At 41.3% G+C, this 426-nt stretch carries 1 protein-coding gene; it reads right to left on the bottom strand.

All coding sequences use genetic code 11. The features are described from left to right. Positions 1–195: 195 nt before the first annotated feature. The coding region (locus ON07_RS13650; RefSeq protein ID WP_010232567.1) for a GIY-YIG nuclease family protein at positions 196–426 on the bottom strand (231 nt) is incomplete at its 5' end.

The raw sequence follows: 426 nt of genomic DNA on the forward strand, positions 1-426 counted from the left end.
TCACAATGCTTCCGCATTGAGAAAAACACTCGAACTGACGGTTTTGAAATTTGTATCGAGAACAGAGGGTGATTATCGGGGGCTGGCCTTGTTCTCGATACATTTTTTCCCTCAGCTTTCGCCTCGGTAAAAAACACTCGAACTGACGGTTTTGAAATTTGTATCGAGAACGACGAAGGGAAAGTTTAAAGAAATTTACTTTGAAAAATTCTTCTTTGCCAGATTAGGGAGTTCATTAAACTCACCTGCAATAAGGGCTTCCTTTTTTGCACGGGACCAGTTTTTCACTTGTTTTTCTGTGGCTATGGCGTTGTTAATATCTGTGAACTCTGCGTAATACACTAGTGCAACCGGTAGCCTTTGGGAAGTGTAGCTGTCAGGATATTTGGAAGATTGATGTTCAAACAGACGCTTATGGAGATTGGA

Origin of the sequence: Gillisia marina, assembly GCF_000258765.1 — a bacterium.
Taxonomy (GTDB): Bacteria; Bacteroidota; Bacteroidia; order Flavobacteriales; family Flavobacteriaceae; genus Gillisia; species Gillisia marina.